Genomic DNA, 15,476 nt, shown 5'->3' with positions numbered 1-15,476 from the left:
TCCTGCTGAAGGTCAGGCCGAGCGGCCGGAAGGGTGGCCGGCCAAGGCGGCCGGGGAGACGATGGCGACGACCAGGATGATCGACACGACGAGGGCGCTGAGCCGGTCCTCGACCTGGCCCGCGAGCCACAAATAGAGGATCGCCGCGCCCAGCATGGGGATGGCGGCGATGAGGAGGGCGCCGAGCAACTGTGCGGCGAGGCGCCCGGGGCGGCGCTTCGGCGCGTCTGCTGCGTGGCCATCGACGAGGGCGCGGAGCTCCGCGGCGTCGACCTCGTCGACGCCGGCGGCGCGGAGGCGATCGTCCTCGGCGAGGGCGAGGCCGCCACCCTCGAGCCGATAGCGGACGGCGTAGCGGCGGATCGCCTCGATTCGCTCGGCGGCGAAGACCGGCTCGTCGTTCATGCCTAGCCAGAGGCGGCCGAGGAGCCGCGAAACGCGGCCGAGAAGCAGGGCCGTCCGCCCCTCGCTCAGCGCCAGGGCGATGGCGTCGCGCTCGGGCCGGCCGAGGCGGCGCGGCGCCAGTTCGGGGGCCGGAACGGCGGTGCCCGCGGCGAGGCCCCCATTGAGGCCGACGCCGAGGCGGAGATCAAGATAGGCCATAGGTCGGCTCCAGCGGGATCCAGGCGCGGCGGGCGGCGTGGCGGGGGCGGGCGGCGCGGGCGCTCCTTTGCTTGGCCTTCGCCGCGGCGATGCTGGCCTGAAGCAACTCGTAATGGTCGAGGGTAAAGCCGGCGCGGCGGAAGCTTTCGATCTCCCATTTCGGAATGACGTAGCTCTTGTGCCAGGCGAGCACCGCCATCCGGCGCAGCGCCTCGATGCGCGGGTCGGCGTCGCGATCACTGTCGTTGTCGTTCGAGGGGAAGAGCGCGCCGAGCAGGCGGGCAACCGGACCGGGCGCGTCGAGGCTGGAGAGCCGGTCGCGTTGGGCCGCGGCGATCACCCACCATTCCAGCGCCGAGAAGCGCGCCGCGGGGCGGGGCACTTCGTAGGTTGCCGTGGCTGCGCCGGCCCCGCCGCATTCCGCGAATTCGAGATAGGCCATGGTTCGTCTCCCTTTTTTTGAGGCGCCTTTGCGGCGCACGTCTTCCCTGGCGCCGGAGCGGGCTCCGGCGGCTGTGTTGTTGGCAGTGGCGGTGGCACCGGCCGCGGCAGGCAAGCGGGACCGCTCGCCGGCGAGGGGCCGGCGGCTGCGGACGCAAGTTGCGGGATGCTTGAGGCGGTGTGGCCGGTGGCCGGTGTTACGGAGAGCGGGCGCCGCTCCGGTGGATATTGGTCATTTGCAGCCTTTCTCCCGCTTTCCCGACGGGGCAGCTTTCATTCCATACCGACTGGTATAGAAACCCTGCTGCTGCTGGTCAACTGCTTTTTGTATCGAGCGGTATTTTTATTTCGCGGTGGGCCAGAGCGCAAGGCTGGTGTCGATCAGCTGCTCCAGCTGCTCCTTGGTAGCGCCGTCGCCATGCTGGATCGAAATGCCCTGGAGCATCGCGCTCAAGAGCCGCGAGAGGCCCTGCGGGTCGATATGGTCCGGAAGGTCGCCTTCCGCCCTGGCGCGCTCAAAGCGCTCCACCACGGCGGCGTTCCAGACCGCGCGGCGTGCGACGACTTCGCTGCGCACCGATTCCGCCTCCGCGCCGCACGCCATCGAGCTGATCACGGACAGGCAGCCGCGCGCGGTGCATTCTTCCGTGAGCATGGCGAGGTTGCCGCGCATCAGCCGCTCGGCGACGCCGCGGACCGTCGCCGCCGCGAGCGCCTCCTGTATGTAGGCGAGCTTTTCGCGCTCGTAGAGATCGAACGCTTTCTTGAAGAGCGCTTCCTTGTTTCCGAACGCCGCGTAGAGGCTGGGGCGGGTGATTCCCATGGCCTCGGTAAGGTCGGTCAGCGACGCACCTTCATAGCCTTTGCTCCAGAACACCCCCAACGCCGCGGTCAGCGCCTGATCGACGCAGAATTCCCGCGGACGGCCTTTCTGGACGGGGCAGGGCATATTCATAACGAGCGGTATATAATCTATCGCGCGGGGATTGAAAGGGAAATCCCCGTGTGTCGCGTGATCGCTCCGCCGTGGGTGCAGGCGATCCCAGCCGACTCGCGACGCCGGAGCGGGCGGAGCCGTTACGATCAAGCGGTTGCGGTACTTTTCTGTGGAAAAGCTTCGTCGCCCCCCAGAAGCCTCTGGAAAGCATCGGCTTTTTGCGCCCGCCTGTGGCGCGGAAGTAACACGAGGTTCCCCGCAGCGCACAGGGGCGCGTTTTCCATTTGCCCACAGACTCGAAGTTTGATTCATTGGTGTTCGGGGAGCGGGGATGTTGGTTAAGCGGCTGGTAACCGTTTGAATCGCATGATCTCCGCCGAGTACGAGGAGTGGGATCATGGCGACGCATACGAAGCCTGCCGACGGGGCCCTGACTTTGGTCGAGATGAAGGAGTTTGCGAGCTTCTCGCCCGCGACCCAGCGCTACATCCGCCGCGCGCTCGACATCGGCCTCGGCCGCCGCGACGCGATGCGCCGCTGGTCGCGCGACGCCGGCGAGGCCGCGTCGATCCGCGCCCAGGAGCGCATCTACCGCCGGCTCGACCATATCCGCGCCAACGTGCCGGACGACAGCGGACTCGACGAGCTCGAGCCGATGATGGGCGCGCTGATCACGATGACGGCGTTCGACCTCGGCCAGGACCGGCTCCCCGATTTCGCCTCCTACCGCTTCCTCTACGAGCGCCTGGTCGGCGCCGCCGTCCGCGCCTGGCTCCCCGGCGCCTTCTGCGCCGCCGCCGCGCTGCCGCACCTCCACCCGGAGAAGCGCCGGGCGCTGCTCCAGTCGATCAGCGAAGCCGCGGCGACCGCGCCCGGCTGGTCGAACCGCGAGCCCGCTTTCTTCCCGGAATGGGTCGACAAGGTGGATTTGACCGTCGCGGGCTGAGGCCGAGTTTCAGTACCAGCGTAAGGAACGGCGGGCCCTCGGGTCCGCCGTTTTCCGTCAGAGGCTGTCGAGCACATCCTGGGCGAAGGCGGTGAGGGTGTCGTCGCGGGCGCCCATGACGACGATGCGGTCCCCGGGCTCCGCCAGCGCCGCCAGCCGCCGCCCCGCCTCCGTCCGGTCCGCGATGTGCTCGGCATCGCCGCCCGCCGCGCGGATGCCGGCGACAATGTCTCCGCTGCCGACCGTCCGCTCCACCGTGCCGCCGTAATAGACCGGGTCCGGCATCACGAGGACGTCTCCGGCCGCCATGCCCTCTGCGAAGGTGGCCGTGAGTTCCTTGCCCATCGTGCGCAGCGGGCCGTAGCCGTGCGGCTGGAAGAAGAGGAGCAACCGTCCGGGAAAGGCGTGAAGGGTCTGGAGGGTCGCGGCGATCTTGTCGGGGTTATGGCCGAAATCGTCGATGACGGTGACGCCTTTGCGCGTCCCGACCACGTCGAAGCGGCGGCGAAGGCCGGTGAAGCCCGCGAGCGTGGCGGCGGCGTCCTCCAGCCCTACTCCGGCGGCGCGAACGGCGGCGAGGGCGGCGAGGGCGTTGGCGACATTGTGGCGGCCGGGGACCTGGAGGCGGACCGGCACCGGAGCGCCGCCGCGCTCCGACACGGTGAACGAGACGGCGAGCGGCTCCTCGACGATGTCCGTGGCGCTGAAGGCGGCGGCGGGGTCGGCGAGGCTGAAGCCGGTGGCGGCGGGAAGCTGCGCCGCGAGGGCGCGGGCCTCCGGGTCGTCGATGTTGACGATCGCCGCGCCGGCCTTGCCCGCGAAATCGAGGAACAGGCGGCGCAGCTCGTCCAGACCCTTATGGTCGAGGGTGACGTTGTTGAGCACCGCGACGCTGGGACGATAGAGGACGATCGAGCCGTCGCTCTCGTCCACTTCGCTGACGAACACGTCTCCGTGGCCCGCCAGCGCACTGGCGAAGGGGCGGTCGCGCCCGGCGAAATTCTTCATCACGGCGCCGTTCATCACCGTCGGGTCGCGGCCGGCGCTGTGGAGGATCCAGGCGATCATGCCGGTGACGGTGGATTTGCCGGACGTGCCGGCGACGCCGATGGACAGCGGCGCAGCGTTGAACAGCTGCGCGAGAAGCTCGGCACGGGTCAGGCGGGAGGCGCCGATGCGGGTGGCGGCGGCGACATCCGGCACACTTTCCTCCACGGCCGCCGAGGCGACGAGAATTTGGTCCGGCGACGTGACGCCGCTGCCGTCCTGCGGGAACAGGCTGATCCCCTGCGCCTCGAGAAAGGCGAACTTCTCGCCGACCCGGCCTTGATCGAGCGCGCGATCCGAGCCGGCCACTTCGGCGCCCTGGGCGCGCACGATGCAGGCCAAGGGCAGCATGCCGCTGCCGCCGATCCCGCAGAAGAAATAGGATTTTGTCTCCGCCATGGCGCCGCCCTATTGAGGTCGCCGCGCCTTTTCAAACGGGGAGACGGGATGCGGATTGCGGTCGTGGCGCCGAGCACGCCGATTGCGCCGGAGACGGCGGAGCGCGTGCGCGCGCTCGCCGAGGCGGCGCATCCGGGCGTGGAGATCGTCTTCGATCCGCAATGCTTTCAGCGCCACAACCATTTCGCCGGCACCGACGCGGCGCGGGCGGAGGCGTTCGTCGCCGCCGCCAACGATCCCGGCTTCGACGCTCTCTGGTTCGCTCGCGGCGGCTACGGATCGTGCCGGATCGCCGAGGGGGTGCTGGGTCGGCTCGGCCCCGCGGCGCGGGACAAGGCCTATCTCGGCTATAGCGACGCCGGTTTCCTGCTCGCCGGCCTCTACGGGAACGGCGTCGGCACCGCGGCGCACGGGCCGATGCCCAACGATATCCTGCGAATCGGCGGGGAGGCTGCGGTGCGGCGCGCGCTCGCCTGGCTCGTCGACCGCGATCCGGGCGCGCTCGAGCCGGAACTGGGGGAGGGGCCGGCGGCGGCGTTCAACATCACGGTGTTCGGCCACCTCATCGGCACCGCGCTGGAGCCGGACCTGTCGGACCACGTGCTGCTGCTCGAGGACGTCAGCGAGCATATGTACCGGACTGACCGGGCGATGTTCCACATCACCGGCTCGGCCAGCGTGCGCAGGGTCGCGGGCATCCGCCTCGGCCGCTGCAGCGAGGTGCCGGTCAACGATCCGGATTTCGGCGAGACCGAGGAGGAGGTGTTCCGCTTCTGGTGCAGCCGCGCGGGAATCCCGTATTTGGGGCGCGCAGACATCGGCCACGATGCGGACAATAAGGTGGTGCCATTCGGCCGCCTCCGCTGAGCTTTGGCCCCGCGAGGTGCGCGAATCACGCCTTCGCGCCTCGCCTCTATGCGGTGTTCCGCTCTGAGGAGCCGGCGCCGCCACGCCTCTCCGGCCAACGGAGGCGGCTTAATCCACAGCAAATGCGGCACGCGGAGGCGCTATGCGCCGGAACGAGGGGCCGAAGGGCTTTTCGTCTCTTGCACTGAGAGAGCGTTTGGGCTGTATCAAGGCACGAACACCAACAGGGAGGGTTTCATGGCTAAATCTACTACTGGCGGCGCGCGCGGCGGTCTGGCGCGTCCGGTGACTCCGTCTGCCGATCTCGCGGCGATCACCGGGGCCGATCCGCTGCCGCGGAGCCAGGTCGTGTCGAAGGTTTGGGACCACATCCGCAAGAACAACCTCCAGAACCCGCAGAACAAGCGCGAGATTCTGGCCGACGACAAGCTGAAGAAGATCTTCGGCAAGGACAGCGCCACCATGTTCGAGATGAACAAGCTGCTGTCGGGCCACCTCAAGTAAGCGTCGCTACCAGCGGCTTTCCGATCGGTCCCGCCCCCCAAAGGGCGGGGCCGATCTCGTTTGGGGGCTCGCTGCGTCAGCCTGTGATCGCCGCCGGCGCCCGTGCCGACGCTTCGATGAGATCGGCGTGCGGCAGGCGATCGAAGCCGAATTTCCGCCAGTGCTCCCGCTGCGATATTGCGCGGCACAGGCTCGCCCAGAAGGCGTCCTCACCCCCATAGGGCACGCGGCCCCCATCATACCTCCAGGGCCAGGCCCGGTGCAGCAGCGTTCGCGCCGCGTCGGCCCGGCCGGCCAGGATGAGATCGAGCAGGGCGTAGACGGTCACCGGGGTACCGCCTTGCGGATGGGGACCCGAAACGTAGAGCGTGGTCGCGGGGAAGAGGTTCTGGGCGCGATGCGTCAGCTCCTCACGGACGGCGAGTTCACGGAAGCGCAGTTCGCCCTGCGAGAAGGGGCGGGCTGCGAGCGCATCGATGTCCAACCGAAGATCGCCGTCCACCCAGACGAAGGGAACGGCCACCACCGTATCCTGTGCATGCGGCGCGCCGTTGAAATAGCCGACGACGAACGGCACTTCGAGGCGAAGGGGGCCGTCGCCTCCCGAGGCGGTGACGGTGTCGCCGCGGTTGAGGTTGAGCTTTCGGACCGTGCCGTGTGCGAAGTCGAGCGCGAAGATGTCGGCATCCCCCGCCGAGCCGCCGGAATTGCCCCGCACGACGAGGTCGGGTCCCGCCGCGCCGGCGCGGCGTTGCCAGATCAGATCCACGCTGGCGTAGCCTTCGCCGACAAGCTCAAGCTTGCCCGCGTGGCGCATCCCTATTCCGCGGCAATAGGCGTCATAGTCTCCGTGGGGACCGCAGGGGATCACCTCCACGCTGCCCTTCCCGTCGGTCCACAGGGCGCCGAGAGGCTGCGGCTGCGCGAGGGCGCCGGAAGGGGCGAGGGCGGCGGCGAGAAGGAGAACGAGGGTCCGGAGAAGGCGCATGCAAGCTGCCCTGATCGACGCGGGGTTGAAGCCGCACAATGGCGGAAATCGCTGTCTTTTCAAGCACTTTCGCGGTGCCCCGGCGAATGGCCGATCAGCGGCAGGCGCGCCAGCCGAAGCCGCCGCGGGCGGCCTCGTCGAGGTGCAGATGGTCGCGGTGCGCGGCGTTGTAATCGGGGGAGAGGGTGTAGGTGAACAGGCGGCAGGCGCCGTCCCGCACGTCGTGGAGGAAGCGGCCCTTGGCGCCGCGCTGCTTCCAGTCGGCCGCGACCGAGACGCTGCTGCCGTCGTCGAAGCGGAAGGCGGCGATGTCGATGGCGTTGGCGCGGGCATGCTCGCTCCAGTCGCCGCTCGCCTTGCCGTACATGCGGCGGCAATTGTAGCTGCCGAACGTGTCGATGCGGACGACGCGGCGGCCGAAATGGCGCAGCGCCGCCGGCTGGACGAAATGCCACTCCCACAAGGTGAGGGCGGCGGCCACCGGGCAGCTGGTGGCGAGCCCTGCCGGTGCGTAGGCGATCGTCTCCGCGCCGCCGGGCTCGAGACGAACGCCGTCAGCGATACCGCATTGCGGGCCGTCGACCCGCCGCGGCACGGCCGTGAAGGCGATGCCGGCGCGGTCCAGCAAGGCGCGGCAGCGGGCGGCGTCGCCGTGGAGGCCGGCGAGCTTCATGCCGGTGAAGGTGCCGACCGGTCGCGCGAGGTCGAGCTTCGTCCAGGGCACGTCTTCGGGATGCCTGTGGCCATAGCCCCAGGCGAGCAGCCCGGCGAAGACGATGATGGCGACGACGACGAGCCGCCGCGTCCAGCGCAGGACCGGCCTCACCGCCGCCGCGCGCTTTCATAGGGTTCGGCGGTGACGGGATAGCCGATCCCCTCGGCGATGCAGACGAAGCGGCGGCCACCGCGCTCCTCGACCCACGGCGTGATCTTCGCCACCGGGTGGAGGGCGGCGTCGGCGCGCGCCTCGTCGAAGGAGGCGAAGCGGGCGAGCCGTTCGAGGTTGCGCCGGGTGGGGAAGATGGCGTGGGCGCGGCCCGCCTCGACGTCGGCAAGGACGTGCGCCGCCGGGGCCCAGAAGCTGCGGACGGCTTCGGCGTCGTCGGCGCGCGGTGCCGGGGCGTCGGCGGGGGCCTCGGCCAAGTAGAAGAGGGTGTCGAACCGGCGCGCCTCACGAAAGTTTGGGCACCAGCGGGCGAAGGGGGTGAGGCCGCTCAGGTCCAGCGCAAGGCCGAACCGGGCGAGGAGGGCGGCGAACGGCTCGCCCGCCGCGAGGCCGGCCCGCAGCGCGCCGCCATCCGCATCGGCCGGAAGCAGCGGGGCAATGCCGGTCTCCTCGATCGTCTCCCGCACCGCCGCGACGCGCGCGGCGCCGTCGTCGAGCTCTGGGCCGAGGCCGGCGGCCGCCTCATGATCCTCCGGGTCGATGCGGCCGCCGGGGAAGACGAGTGCACCGGCCGCGAACGCCATGGTCTGCGCCCGCTCGATGAACAATATGTCCGGCGCGCCGCCTGGGCTCGGCCGCATCAGGATCAATGTCGCGGCGGGAATCGGCGGCGGAAGGTCGTCGTCCATCCTTGCGGCTTAGGGTCCGTGCTCAGTACCGGCAACGGCCATGACGAGGCGGAGAGGTGGTCAGGGCTAGGCGCGAGGAGGGAGCGATGCTGATGCATCGTGACCGACGAGCAACGCCGCCATGGCCGCCTCTCCGCCTCGCCGCTGCGCGGTCGTCCGGAGAAGGGCAGCGGCTACGTCGCGGCGCTTGTGCGGGCAACAAGCCCGCCCTGCGCACCGCTCCTTGCCGCTGCCCTTCTCCGGGCGATCCTGGCCATTGCCGGTACTGAGTACGGACCCTAAGTGGGACGGCGGCGGGAGGGAAGCTGGCGGGGCTCCGTCAGGGCTGCACGACCGGTACTCCGTAGCTCGCGAGCAGCGCCTTGATCCTCCCCGCGCGGGCGGCGAGGACGCCGTCCACTTCCTTTAGAAGCTGCGCGTCGTTCTTCTGCACGCCGACGGAGATGTCATATTGCATCGGCCATTGGGCGCGGTCGAGCCAGGGCGTCACCGGCTCGAGCCGCAGCCTGGTCGGCGACGATTTGGCGAAGAAGCCGGCGAGGGGCCCCCAGACGAGCGCGACGTCGACCTCGCCGCGGGCGACGGCGCGGACGATCTCGGCGGGGGGATCGGGCTTTTCATAGTCGCCGTAGAGCATGTAGCCGCGAATGTTGCCGACGATGCCGCGGCTGGCGAGGGCATGGGCGGGCGGCGTGTTCATCGCGTCGTTGCCGACCATCTGGACGCCGATGCGCAGCTTGCGCAGCCGCGGATCGTCGAGGGTGAGCCCGGCGAGGCGGTCGCCCTCACGGGTGACGAAGACGTAGGTGGAGCGGTAATAAGGGCGGCTGGTCGCCACCATCTCGACGTTGCTCGCGACGCCGGGCCAGAAATCGCATTTCTTTTCGTTCAGCGTGTTGCGGACATAGCCGCGGCGCTGCGCCCACCAGACGTAGCCGAGCTCCGCGTGAAGATCGGCGGCGATCATCTCCGCCAATTTGTTCTCGAAGCCCTGGCCGGCGCGGTTGGAGAAAGGCAGGTTGTTGGGATCGGCGCAGGCGAGGAGACGGCGGGGCGGCTGAGGCGTGCTGCACGAGGCGGCGGCGAGCGCCAGCAGCACGGCGAAGCGGCCGGCCTTGCTCATCGCGGCGCTGCGACCGCGCCCCAGGGCTTCCCGCCGAGGTGCACCGTCCGGACAACCTCGTTGCGCTCGAGATCGACGATCGTCGCGGTGCCGGAAAGGCCCGAGACGGCGTAGAGCCTCTTCTCGTCGGGGGAGAGGGCGATCCCCCAGGTCCGCTCGCCGGTGGGGAAGGTGCGGACGACCTTCGCCGTCGCCGGATCGATCTCGGCGACGCGGTTGCCGCGGCCCATGGCGACGAACACGCGCTTCTCGTCCTTCGTCGCCTTCATCTCGACGGCCTGGACTGGCTCCGCGCCGGGGAAGTCGGGGACGAGATCGATGGTGCGGACGATCTTGCGGGTCGCGGCGTGGAAGACGGTGATGGTGCCGCGCTGCTCGGACGACACCCAGATCGTCTTGCCCCCGGCGAGGAACAGCACGAAGCGCGGACGGCTGCCGACCGGCACGCTGTCGAGGAGCGTTCCGTTCGACGCATCGATGAAGTGGGCGGTGCTCGCCGCTTCCGACGTCGCGACGACCAGGCGGCCGTCGGGGCTGACGCCCATGCCTTCCGGCTCGGGGCCGACCTTGACCTCGCGCACGATCTTGCCGCTGCGCAAATCGAGGAAGGAGACGGCGCTATTGTCCTCGTTGGCGATGTAGAGGGTGGCGCCATCGGGGCTGACGGCGAAGCGCTCGGGGTCGGTGCCGGAATCATAGAGGCGCAGGCGCTTGCGGCCGGCGACGTCCCAAGCCTCGATGCGGTTGGAATTGCTGGCGGCGACGTAGAGGATCTTGCCGTCGGGTGAGAGCGCCATGCCGCGGGGCCGCTGGCCCGTGGCGAGCGGCGGCAGGGCGCTGCCGGTGGCGCCGTCGATGAGCTCGACCTCGTTGGCGCCTTCGTTCGAGACGAAGACGATGTCCGTCGATTTCGGCGGCGAGCCGCCGCAGCTGGCCAGTCCCAGGAGCAGGAACCCGCAAAGGCAATTCAGTGGGCGGCTGCCAGCTTCTCTCATCCCGACGTCCCAAGGGTGGACTATGGCCGTCCCTTAGAAGCCGCGGCGGGCGCGGTCGAGATGCCGGTGACGGTCGACCAGTCGAGGCCGTAGCGCTGAAGATATTTCCGGAGGCGGTCGGCGTCGTTCGCGGAGGCGCGGCGCGCGCGCGAGGCGCTGAACAGGTTGCGGCCCGCATCGGAGAGCGAGCGGCTGCGGCGGCAGACCCGGATGACTTCCGCAAGCTGGACCTGGTCGAACGGATCGATCGCTTCGAGTGCGTCGGCGTCGAGCAGATCCTCGAGCGGCGAGCGCGGCGCACTGCCGGACCAGAACCGCTTGAGGCGCGTCTTCTCCGCTTCGACGGTGACGACGTCGATGCGGCCGGCGGGGGCGAAGGTCGCCATCCGGGTGACGCTGGCGGCGAGATCGCGGAAATTGCCGAGCCACAGTGCATCCGGCGCGGTGGCGAAGGCGAGGAAGGCACGCCGCGCCTCCTTGTTGAAGCTGACCCGCGTCCCTTCGCGCTCGGCGAAGCGGTCGAGTTCGTAATCGAGGTTCGGCTCGATATCCTCGATCCGGTCGCGAAGCGCCGGGAGCTCGAAGGTCCAGAGGTTGAGGCGCGCGAACAGATCGTCGCGGAAACCGCCGGCGCCGACCGCCGCGCCGAGGTCGCAATTGGTACCGGCGATCAGCTGGAAGTCCGACGACGCCTCGCGGTCGGCGCCGACGGGGAGGAAGCGCTTCTCCTCGATGGCGCGGAGGATCATCGCCTGCTCGTCGAGGCCAAGCTCGCCGATCTCGTCGAGGAACAGCACACCCTTGTCGGCGGCGCGGAGCAGGCCCGGCCGGTCGGCCGCGGCGCCCGTGAACGCGCCCTTCTTGTGCCCGAACAAGGCCGACATGGCGCTGTCGCCCTTCAGCGTCGCGCAATTCACCTCGACGAATTCGCCCGAGACCTGGTGCTTGAGCCGCTTGAGCTCGAACACCCGCCGGGCCAGCTGCGATTTGCCGGCGCCGGTCGGGCCCATCAGCAGCAGGGGCGCGCGGGAGCGGACGGCGACCTGCTCGATCTCGTCGATCATCCCGTTGAAGGCGGTATTCCGCGTCTCGATGCCGGATTTGAGGAACGAGCTCCCTTCCGCCGCCGCCGCCGCGAACCGGGTGGCGATGCTGTCGTAGCGCGACAGATCGAGGTCGATGGCACTCCACGTTCCGACGCAGCCGCCGGCCGCGCCGCGGGGCGGGTGGGTCTGGAGCAGCCGGCCGGGAAGGTCCCTCGCCTCGGTCAAAAGGAAGAGGCAGATCTGCGCGACGTGGGTGCCGGTGGTGATGTGGACGAGATAATCCTCGGCATCGGTGTCGAAGGCATAGGCGCGGGCGAAGTCGAGCAGCTTGCCGTACACCTCCTCGAAATCCCACGGATCGCGAAAGTCCATGAGCCGCGGCTCGACGCTCGTTTCGGGGGATACCGAGGCGATGTCGGCGGCGATGAAGCGGCCGAGCCCCTGATGGGCGCTGCCGTGGATCAGCTCCAGCCGGTCGACCCTCAGGTCCTCCTGCATGCACATGCCGACGCTCGGCCGCCACTTGTTCCAGCGCGACTGGTCGTGCTTGCTGCCGTCGAGCGTCGAGCCGAGGAATCCGATGACGACAGTGGGTTTCATTCTTATATTGTGATCTAAAGTCGTAGCTCTGTCGATAGTCTTTGCGACGGGTCTTGCAGGCGTGCAGGTGCCACTCACATCTCTTTCAGCATTGAAAAGGATGCTGTCACAGAGACTTACCCAGATTTCTCCGGCCGGCGGTTCGATCTGGCACGCCCTCTGCAGTGCTGCGGACAACGGTCGATCGTTCGCGATCGGCCGGGTGCGGAAAGTGGGGCGGCCGGAATGGGCCGGCCGCCCCCGAAGCTCAGGGTGTAGCTCAGTCGGGAGAGTGCCGGCCTTGGGTGCCGGAGGCCGCTGGTTCGAGCCCAGCCACCCTGACCGCCCCGGCCCCGCCCGCCGCGCCGGCGCCTTGCCGAGGCGCGGCGAGGCCGTACACAGGTTCAAAGGAGGGCCCAATGGCCGAACAGAGCTTCGAGTTCATGCCGGTGGAGGGCGGGGTGCCCGTCAAGATGTGGACTCGCGGCGTCGCCGTCGACGACAAGGCGCGCGCGCAGCTGTCGCGGGCGGCGAAGATGCCGTTCATCTTCAAGCATGTCGCCGCCATGCCCGACGTCCATGTCGGCATCGGCGCGACGGTCGGCTCGGTGATCCCGACCAAGGGCGCGGTCATTCCCGCGGCCGTCGGCGTCGACATCGGCTGCGGCATGATGGCGGCGCGGACGTCGCTGCACGCGTCGGATCTTCCCGACACTCTCGAGGGGATCCGCACCGCCATCGAGCGCGCCGTGCCGCACGGCCGCGACGTCGCGCGCGGCAAGCGCGATCCGGGCAGCTGGGGCGACGCGCCGGCCGAGATCGTCGCCGCGTGGGCGACGCTCGCCGAGCGCTTCAAGCGGATCGCCGACAAATATCCCAAGCTCGCGAAGACCAACAACCTCGTCCATCTCGGGACGCTCGGAACGGGCAATCACTTCATCGAGCTTTGCCTCGACGAGGCGGACACGGTGTGGGTGATGCTCCATTCGGGCTCGCGCGGGGTCGGCAACGCGATCGGCAGCTTCTTCATCGAGCTTGCCAAGCAGGACATGCGCCGCTGGTTCGTCAACCTGCCGGACGAAGACCTCGCCTACTTCCCGGAAGGGACCGAGCATTTCGACGATTATGTCGACGCGGTCGGCTGGGCGCAGGACTTCGCCGCGTTGAACCGGCGGACGATGATGACGAACGTGGTCCGCGCGATCCGTACCGTCATTGCCAAGCCGTTCGAGGCGGAGCTGGAGGCGATCAACTGCCACCACAATTACGTGCGGCGGGAGAATCATTTCGGCCAGAACGTGCTCGTCACCCGCAAGGGCGCCGTGCGCGCGGCCGAAGGCGTGATGGGAATCATCCCGGGCTCGATGGGCGCCAAGTCGTTCATCGTGCGCGGTCGCGGCAACAAGGAGTCGTTCGACAGCTGCAGCCACGGCGCGGGGCGCCTCATGTCCCGCCACGAGGCGAAGCGGCGCTTCACGGTCGAGGACCATGTCCTCGCCACCGAGGGCGTCGAATGCCGCAAGGACGAGGGCGTGATCGACGAGACGCCGGCGGCCTACAAGCCGATCGAGGCGGTGATGGCGGCGCAGGCCGATCTCGTCGAGATCGTCCACACGTTGAAGCAGGTGGTGTGCGTGAAGGGGTGAGCCCTTCGCGCCACCATCTTCACGGAGTTTGCGATGATCGTCATCGACGGCGCGGAAGGCGAGGGGGGAGGGCAGGTGCTGCGCACCGCGCTCTCCCTTTCGCTCGTCACCGGCCGGCCGTTCCGCATCGAGAATATCCGCGGCGGACGCGAGCGGCCCGGGACGCTGCGCCAGCATGTCACCGCGGTCGAGGCGGCGTGCGCGATCGGCGGGGCGGAGTGCGAGGAGCTGAAGGTCGGCGCCGACGCCTTGACCTTCACGCCGGGCACGGTGCAGCCGGGCGAGCACCGCTTCGCCGTCGGCACGGCGGGGAGCACCAGCCTCGTCCTCCAGACCCTATTGCCGCCGCTGATGCTGGCGGGCGGGCCGTCGCGCCTGGTGCTGGAGGGCGGGACCCACAACATCTACGCGCCGCCGTTCGATTTCCTCGAGCGCGTGTTCCTGCCCATCCTCAACCGCATGGGGCCAACGGTGACCGCGACGCTCGTGCGGCCCGGCTTCTACCCGGCGGGCGGCGGCCGCATCGAGGTGGAGATCGCGCCCTCCGCCGCGCTGTCGCGCCTCGACCTGATCGAGCGGGGCGCGCTCCGCTCCGTATCCGCACGCGCTGTCATTGCCGCGCTGCCGGGCGACATCGCCGTGCGCGAACTGGAGTCGGTCGCGAAAGTGCTCGCCTGGCCGGACGAGGCGCGGCGGATCGAGACGCTGCCGGACCATTATGGCCCGGGCAACATCCTGCTGCTGGAGGCGGTGTTCGAGGGGGCGACCGAGCTGGTCAGCGGCTTCGGCAAGCTGGGCGTACCGGCCCAGATGGTCGGCGCCAAGGCGGCGAAGCGGATGGCCGGCTATCTCGCCTCGGACGCAGTGGCGGGGCCATATCTCGCCGACCAGCTCCTGCTGCCGATGGCGCTGGCCGGGGGCGGACGCTTCACGACCGTCAAGCCGTCGTCGCATGCGCGGACGGCCGCCGACACGATCGCCCGCTTCCTGCCGGTCTCCATCCGCTTCGAAGAGGGGGAGCGGCACCATCTGGTGACGGTTTCGGCGGACTGATCCATGCGTCCTCAGCCGCAGCTCGTTTTGAGAAGAACCTCGTCCGACTCGTTCGTCATCCTGATCGTCGCTCGCCCGCCACGCATGGACGCCTCGCCCGCCACAGCTCCCCGAAGAAAGGGCTGGCTCGCATCGGGATCGCCTGCATAGGCTGAGGGACCGTTATTCTTCGTCGTGGAAAGCAATATTCCGGGCGAAAACCTCACCGCTGTTTTGGTTGACGTACCGGCCTCCAAGATCAGCCGCGAGACGATCTCACCCCCCCGATTGGAGATCGCGCCATTGTCCAGTCTTAGGGTCCAATGGACCGGCGGACGCATGAAATCGGGCATCCCTTCACCCTCATAGCATCCGTCAAGGCTACGGAGACTGGCGACAGGCTGCGGCGAGGTAAGCAGCGCACTCCCTAGCACGACCGCGGCTGCGGTGAGGGAAGCCATAAAGCCAAGCAGATCGGCAATCATCACTCCCCAGAAGTTCAGGGGGCTCTGTTCGTGTTCAAAATCCTGGAGCGAAAGAATGCTCAACGGGAACCAGACGGTCCGTGTCACCCAGCCTTTCCAAAGGGGATAGGCGAATGTGACGGCGACCCCGAGCAGAACGACGCCGATCCAGGCATTCACGAGCATTTATGGAACCTAGTAGGCGGAGCGTTCGGGTTCCAGCCAATCCGTCGGAGGGCCGAGCAGCCATGACGTACGGTCTGATCGACCTTCGGATAAGCTGT

General features: G+C 68.9%; 16 protein-coding genes and 1 tRNA gene. 6 read left to right on the top strand and 11 right to left on the bottom strand.

What is annotated here, in order from left to right; all coding sequences use genetic code 11:
* Positions 1-12: 12 nt before the first annotated feature.
* The 3 genes from VGC56_RS12305 to VGC56_RS12295 form a co-directional block, all read right to left on the bottom strand.
* Entirely contained in the window at positions 13-603 is a 591-nt protein-coding gene (locus VGC56_RS12305; protein ID WP_464125234.1) for a hypothetical protein, read from the bottom strand.
* Positions 590-1,045: a hypothetical protein gene (locus VGC56_RS12300; protein ID WP_464125233.1), complete on the bottom strand. Its 456-nt coding sequence runs from the start codon at positions 1,043-1,045 to the stop codon at positions 590-592. The genes VGC56_RS12305 and VGC56_RS12300 overlap by 14 nt, the downstream gene beginning before the upstream one ends.
* Before the next feature lie 342 nt (positions 1,046-1,387).
* On the bottom strand, positions 1,388-1,999 hold the full coding sequence (locus tag VGC56_RS12295; protein ID WP_464125231.1) for a TetR/AcrR family transcriptional regulator: 612 nt from the start codon (positions 1,997-1,999) through the stop codon (positions 1,388-1,390).
* 379 nt (positions 2,000-2,378) lie between these two features.
* On the opposite strand from VGC56_RS12295, the gene VGC56_RS12290 reads away from it, so the two are divergent.
* Positions 2,379-2,927, top strand: a complete 549-nt coding sequence (locus tag VGC56_RS12290) for a hypothetical protein (RefSeq protein ID WP_464125229.1) — start codon at positions 2,379-2,381, stop codon at positions 2,925-2,927.
* A 57-nt stretch (positions 2,928-2,984) separates the two neighbouring features.
* Here VGC56_RS12290 and VGC56_RS12285 read toward each other — a convergent pair whose 3' ends face one another.
* Entirely contained in the window at positions 2,985-4,373 is a 1,389-nt protein-coding gene (locus VGC56_RS12285) for a glutamate ligase domain-containing protein (protein ID WP_464125227.1), read from the bottom strand.
* 48 nt (positions 4,374-4,421) lie between these two features.
* On the opposite strand from VGC56_RS12285, the gene VGC56_RS12280 reads away from it, so the two are divergent.
* Positions 4,422-5,240: an LD-carboxypeptidase gene (locus VGC56_RS12280; RefSeq protein ID WP_464125226.1), complete on the top strand. Its 819-nt coding sequence runs from the start codon at positions 4,422-4,424 to the stop codon at positions 5,238-5,240.
* Positions 5,241-5,477: 237 nt separating this feature from the next.
* Entirely contained in the window at positions 5,478-5,744 is a 267-nt protein-coding gene (locus VGC56_RS12275; RefSeq protein WP_464125224.1) for an SWIB/MDM2 domain-containing protein, read from the top strand.
* Between the two features lie 76 nt (positions 5,745-5,820).
* Here the strand turns inward: VGC56_RS12275 and VGC56_RS12270 are convergent, their stop codons facing one another.
* The 6 genes from VGC56_RS12270 to rtcR form a co-directional block, all read right to left on the bottom strand.
* Positions 5,821-6,732 carry a hypothetical protein gene (locus tag VGC56_RS12270; protein WP_464125222.1) on the bottom strand — a complete coding sequence of 304 codons (912 nt, stop codon included), beginning with the start codon at positions 6,730-6,732 and terminating at the stop codon, positions 5,821-5,823.
* Between the two features lie 94 nt (positions 6,733-6,826).
* Entirely contained in the window at positions 6,827-7,558 is a 732-nt protein-coding gene (locus VGC56_RS12265; protein WP_464125220.1) for an extensin-like domain-containing protein, read from the bottom strand.
* Complete coding sequence (locus tag VGC56_RS12260; protein ID WP_464125218.1) at positions 7,555-8,307, bottom strand: NUDIX hydrolase; 753 nt, start codon at positions 8,305-8,307, stop codon at positions 7,555-7,557. Before VGC56_RS12260 ends, VGC56_RS12265 begins: the two co-directional genes overlap by 4 nt.
* Before the next feature lie 319 nt (positions 8,308-8,626).
* Entirely contained in the window at positions 8,627-9,430 is an 804-nt protein-coding gene (locus VGC56_RS12255; protein ID WP_464125216.1) for a quinoprotein dehydrogenase-associated putative ABC transporter substrate-binding protein, read from the bottom strand.
* Positions 9,427-10,425, bottom strand: coding sequence for a PQQ-dependent catabolism-associated beta-propeller protein (locus tag VGC56_RS12250; protein WP_464125214.1), 999 nt, complete (start codon positions 10,423-10,425; stop codon positions 9,427-9,429). Before VGC56_RS12250 ends, VGC56_RS12255 begins: the two co-directional genes overlap by 4 nt.
* A gap of 20 nt (positions 10,426-10,445) precedes the next feature.
* The gene (gene rtcR, locus VGC56_RS12245) at positions 10,446-12,071 is read right to left on the bottom strand and encodes an RNA repair transcriptional activator RtcR (RefSeq protein ID WP_464125212.1); all 1,626 of its coding nucleotides are present in this window, start codon (positions 12,069-12,071) and stop codon (positions 10,446-10,448) included.
* A gap of 248 nt (positions 12,072-12,319) precedes the next feature.
* Between rtcR and VGC56_RS12240 the strand changes: the two genes are divergently transcribed.
* From VGC56_RS12240 to rtcA, 3 genes are all read left to right on the top strand, one after another.
* Positions 12,320-12,392 (top strand) — tRNA-Pro (locus VGC56_RS12240).
* A 77-nt stretch (positions 12,393-12,469) separates the two neighbouring features.
* Positions 12,470-13,696: an RtcB family protein gene (locus tag VGC56_RS12235; protein WP_464125211.1), complete on the top strand. Its 1,227-nt coding sequence runs from the start codon at positions 12,470-12,472 to the stop codon at positions 13,694-13,696.
* A 33-nt stretch (positions 13,697-13,729) separates the two neighbouring features.
* Positions 13,730-14,749: an RNA 3'-terminal phosphate cyclase gene (gene rtcA, locus VGC56_RS12230; RefSeq protein ID WP_464125209.1), complete on the top strand. Its 1,020-nt coding sequence runs from the start codon at positions 13,730-13,732 to the stop codon at positions 14,747-14,749.
* Between the two features lie 11 nt (positions 14,750-14,760).
* Here rtcA and VGC56_RS12225 read toward each other — a convergent pair whose 3' ends face one another.
* Positions 14,761-15,378, bottom strand: coding sequence for a hypothetical protein (locus tag VGC56_RS12225; RefSeq protein WP_464125207.1), 618 nt, complete (start codon positions 15,376-15,378; stop codon positions 14,761-14,763).
* Positions 15,379-15,476 lie beyond the last annotated feature (98 nt).

The sequence above is a fragment of the Allosphingosinicella sp. genome (assembly GCF_036403745.1).
Taxonomy (GTDB): Bacteria; Pseudomonadota; Alphaproteobacteria; order Sphingomonadales; family Sphingomonadaceae; genus Allosphingosinicella.
Note: the sequence above shows the minus strand (reverse complement) of the source record. Positions and strands in the feature narration are given on the sequence as shown.